Origin of the sequence: Delftia sp. DT-2 (genome assembly GCF_028401915.1) — a bacterium.
Taxonomy (GTDB): Bacteria; Pseudomonadota; Gammaproteobacteria; order Burkholderiales; family Burkholderiaceae_C; genus Comamonas; species Comamonas tsuruhatensis.
The window spans coordinates 1-4,710 of sequence record NZ_JAQOTI010000044.1; the positions used below are offsets into that span (position 1 = coordinate 1).

Here is a 4,710-nt window from a genome sequence, read left to right on the forward strand (position 1 = left end):
GGGGGCAGCCCTGCGGTTTCCACGCGCAGCAGGGGAACGTGGCTGTGCGGTTCGTAGAGGGTGTGGATGCGCCGCATGGGCCGGCTGTCCCGGGGCGGCAATTGGGTGAGGGTGAGCCGGTCGCCGTCCCAGCCGTAGAAGACCAGGGTTGCGTGGTCGTCGCCCTCGGCTGCACTGGCATCGGCATCGGCCGGGTGGCTGGCGGGACGGGCGATGCGGCGCGCGATGCGGCGGCCGAAGACGTCGTAGAAGTACTGGCTGGTGGGAGCGTCATCCGTGCGGGCGGATGCCTCGCGCTGCTTGTCCGCATCGTTCGTTTGAACGGCATGGCCGATGAGGCGATTGGCGTGGTCCCATTGGTAGCGATGGGTTTGCCGCGGTCCCCTTTTTTCCAGCAGGTTGCCCGCTCTGTCATGGCGGTATTGGTGCTGGTCGTCCTGCAGGATGCGGTTGCCGGGCCAGCAGGGCGGGTGGCTGCGGTCCCGGTCGCTGTGGTCTGCCTGCAGGAGGTTGAAGTCCGGGTCATGCAGGTTCTGCCGGACTTCGTCGTTCCATTGGCGGGCGGCATGATGGCTCTGCTGGTGCGCAAACAGCCGGTTGCCTGCGGGGTCGTACTGCCAGTGCTGGTCCAGGCCCGGGCCCTTGGCCTGGACCAGCCGGCCTGCAGGGTCATACCCGTAGGCCCAGGGGCCTTGTGCCGTGCCTGTGCCGCACAACTGGCCCAATGCGTTGTACTGGTGGCTGCGGTTGAGTTGGCCCAGCGCGGGGCCTGACGGGGTTTCGCCGGCAGCCTGGGCGGCGGCAGCGCCGGGGCCGCGCAGATGGGTCGCGTCCCTGATCAGGCGGGTGGTGGTCAGGCGCGAGAGGCTGTCATAGGCGCGCTGCACGGTCGTGGCTCCGCAGCGCCGTTGGATCTCCCGGTGGCGGGCATCGCGTTCCAGCTCCAGCACGTTGCGCCCGCTCAGTAAAAGGCCGTGCAGGTGGCCCGGGCCGTAGTGCAGCCATTGCAGTGGAGGCAGTCCGGTGATGGTGCTTTGCGTGACCTGTCCCATCTCGTCCAGTTGCCGCTGGCTTCGGTGCTGCCACAGCAGCTCGCCCTGCGGGCCATGCATTTGCTGGGTCTCCGCAAGCGTGCGGCCCAGCAGGTCGCGTTCGAACAGGGTGCCCAGCCGGTAGCCGCCGTGCACCACGTGGTGGGCACCGGTCAGGGTGCCCGCGCTGTCGTAGTCGAAGTGCTCCGTGGCGATGGGGGCCGGCTCCTGCCCTTCGGCGGGCAGCGCCGAGATGCTGCGCGCCAGCAACTGGCCATTGCGCTCGTCGTAGTGGTGCAGGGTCTGGTGCAGGGCGTCGCTGCTGGCGGTGACCTGGCCGGCCGCGTTGTATTGGTAGTGCCTGGGGCTGGCGTCAAACCCGGTCTCTTCGACCACCCGGTCCTGGCTGTCGTAGCGAAGGCGGTGGATGCTGGCGTTTTCGTTGTGCAGTTCGACCAGGCGGCCGGCCTTGTCCCGCAGGTAGCGTTGGTGGAAGAAGCTGTCCTGCGCTCCGTAGCGGTAGCCGATGGTGCGGCCCCAGGCATCGAAGGCAAATTGCTCCAGGTGGCCGTCAGGGTGTTCGATGCGTTCGAGGTCGCCGCCGGCGTTGTAGCCATAGCGCGTGACCTCGCCCAGCGCGTCGATGCTGGCCGTCAGCCGGGCGGCGTCATCGTAGGTGAACGACAGCTTGCCGCCTTCCTCGCCGTAGATGGCCACCAGGTTTCCCCAGGCGTCATGGGCCTGGCGCGTGCTGCGGCCGGAGCAGTCCTGGCGGCGCAGCAGCAGGCCTCGGGCGTCCCATTGGAGTTCCTGGCGTCCGCCCTTGGCATCGGTGACGGCGATGGGCAAGTGGCGAAGGGGGGCGGGCTCGGCGCCGGCAGACGGGGCATCGGAGGCGGGCTCCGGGTAGTGATAGCGGGTGCTGTGGCCCAGAGGGTCGATGTGCTCCTGCAGCAGTCCCAGCGGGTCGTAGCGCCATTGGTGGACAGCGGATTCGTTGCCTGCGGCCGGGGTGCTGCTGCGGGTGACCTGTCCGTGCAGGTTGTACTGCAGCTCGGTTGTGCGCCCGGCGCTGTCGGTGATGCCGGTGACGTCGCCGCTGGCGGTATCCAGCCGGTAGGTGGTCTGCCGTCCCAGCGGGTCGGTGGCCTCGACCAGCCGGCCCGCGCTGTCATGGCGATAGCTGTGCCGGCTGCCATCGGCCTCGATGATGCAGGCAATGCGACGCAGGCCGCCTTCGCCGGTGAAGAGGTAGCGGCGCTGGCGTCCCAGACCGTCAGTGACCAGGGTGCTGGCCTGGGGCGGGCTGGCTGGGTCGGCGCCGGGCTCCTGGTGGGCGCTGTAGTCGAAGCGGTAGTCCAGTCCCTCGGGGTTGTGCTGCTCGATGACCCGGCCCTGGTCGTCGTAGGTGTAGCGGCTGGTGGGGCGGCCCGCATGGCTGTGGCCCACCATGCGGCCCGGGTGCCGCGGGTCATAGAGAAAGCGCCGCATGATCCGGCCATCGCGCCCATGGACTGCCTGCAGTTCCCCGCGCGGGCTGTACTCGTAGCGCACCAGGGGCTCCGGGGGCGGTTGCCTGCCGAAAGCCGGGTCGTGCTTCAGGTGCACGGCCATCAGGCGGATGCCGGCGTCCGCCCCCCAGCCGTGCGCCGCCTCCTGCGCAGGCCTGCAGCGCTGCAGCTCCAGCTGATAGCGCCGGCCCGCGCCGTCATCAATGAAGTTCACCAGTCCCTTGAACTCGCCCTTGGCGTGGCGAAACAGCCGCAGCTGGTTGCCGAATCGGTCCACAAGGCCCAGCAGCACATGGCGCTTGTCCGGGCCGGGCGGGTCTTCGCTGGCGGCTGTATCCGGATCGGTGGATTCAGCGGCTTCGGTGCCAGCCGCCATGCCGCGCTCGGGGCCCAGCACCCACCACGGCCCCAAGGCAGAAGAGGTGGCCAGGATGAAGTCGCGGCCCTGGCGCAGTTCCAAAGGCAGGGCCAGGTAGGAATGCGCCACGCGCTGAGGATGGCCTTCGCCCAGCAGCCGCTCCCTGCCGCCGCGTACCAGCCAAAGATGCTCGCTGGCGCTGTAGGCGACTTCGCCGGGCGCCAGCGGGTCGAAGCAGATGCTGCGGCCCTGGCCGTCGTGAACGATGAGCTGCTCGCGGCTTGCCTGCAGGCCAAGTTCGCCGGGCATCCACCAGCCCGGACCCAGCAGGCCCACGGGGGCTGGCGTGGGCGTCTGGTAGCTGGAGTAGTCGCGCGAGAGGTGCAGCGGCAGCGGTCCTGGCAGGGCCAGATCGACTTCTGCGGTCAGGACCTTGGCGCCCAGCACGGGGTTCACAGGGTTGCCTTCGGCGCGTCCGCCCGGGCATGCCGAGCAGGCGACGCCGCCACTGGAGCCAATGAAGACGGTGGACGAGCCCTGGATGACAGGGCCGCCCTTCTTGGTCATGTCGCCCTGGCGGGCTGCGGGTTTGTTCATGCCGGTTCCTCCCTTGAAAGATGCTCAGCGCCCGACGGTTCCGTTGATTCCCACAAGCTCGGGCAGCGGCTGCGCGTCGGCTGCGGCGGGTGATGAGGAGGGCCCTGGCGGAGCGGACGGTGCGGACCGGCTGGCGCCGCAGTTCCAGTGGATGCGGCCGGCGTCGCCGTTGATGGCGCCTTCGCCCTGCAATTGGATGTGCACGCCCTGCAGGTAGATGCCACCATTGCTCTGGAGGACGATCCTGGCCTTGCCGCAGGCCAGCTCCAGGTGCTCTCCGCTGGAGTGCACGCTGATCTGGCCCACGGTCACCGATTGGCGCTCGCCCACGCTGAGGTCCATGCGCTTGCCGATGTCTGCGCTATAGGTCTGGCCTACCTTCAGCGACTGGGTTCCGCCCACCTGGCTGGCCTTCATGAGCCCGACGAAGGAGTTCATCGCCATGCCGACATTGCGGCTGTAAGCCATGCCGACGTTCATCATCTTGGCGATGCCCGTGCTCTGCGTATAGCTCAGGGCCACGGTCTCGGACTTGCTGGAGCCTATGCGCATGCGCTGGTTCTTGCCGATGGAGATGTTCTCGTCGATGCCGACATCCTCGTTGCGGTTGTCGCCGATGCTGATCTTCTCGTCGTGGTCCACCCGCTCCGTGCGGTTGTTGTGCACGGTGATGGTCTCGTCGCGGTCCACGGTCTCGGTGCGGTCGCGGTGGATGACGCTGGTCTCGTCCCGGTCGATGGTCTTGCGCCGGTCGTTGCCCACCCATTTGTCTTCGTCGTTCTCGACCTCGGTGAGCTGGTCCTTTTGCGCATGCAGCCACAGCTGTTCGGCGCCCGCCTTGTCCTCGAAGCGGATGGCGTTGGCGTCGCCCTGGCCGTTCTTCATGCCTGACCCCGGGTTGCCATCCTTGCTCGACCGGGTCTTGATGCCCGATTGCGTGGCGTTGGCCGGCAGCGCCCAGGGCGGCATGTTGGCCGCGTTGTAGACGCAGCCCGTGACGATGGGATAGTCCGGGTCGCCGTTGAGGAAGTCCACCACCACCTCGTGCCCTATGCGCGGGATGGAGATGGCGCCAAAGCCTGGTCCTGCCCAGTTGGTGGCCACGCGGATCCAGCAGCTGGAGTTCTGGTCCTTGCTGCCCAGCCGGTCCCAGTGGAACTGCACCTTGATGCGGCCGTATTCGTCGGTCCAGATTTCTTCTCCGGCCGGACCC

The 4,710-nt window shown here is 68.2% G+C and carries 2 protein-coding genes; both read right to left on the reverse strand.

The genetic code is table 11. The features are described 5' to 3' along the window. The coding region (locus PO605_RS30625) for a DUF6531 domain-containing protein (protein ID WP_272207330.1) at positions 1-3,497 on the reverse strand (3,497 nt) is incomplete at its 3' end. Between the two features lie 24 nt (positions 3,498-3,521). Continuing rightward, positions 3,522-4,710, reverse strand: a 1,189-nt coding sequence (locus PO605_RS30630) for a type VI secretion system Vgr family protein (RefSeq protein ID WP_272207331.1), incomplete at its 5' end; no start/stop codon positions are given.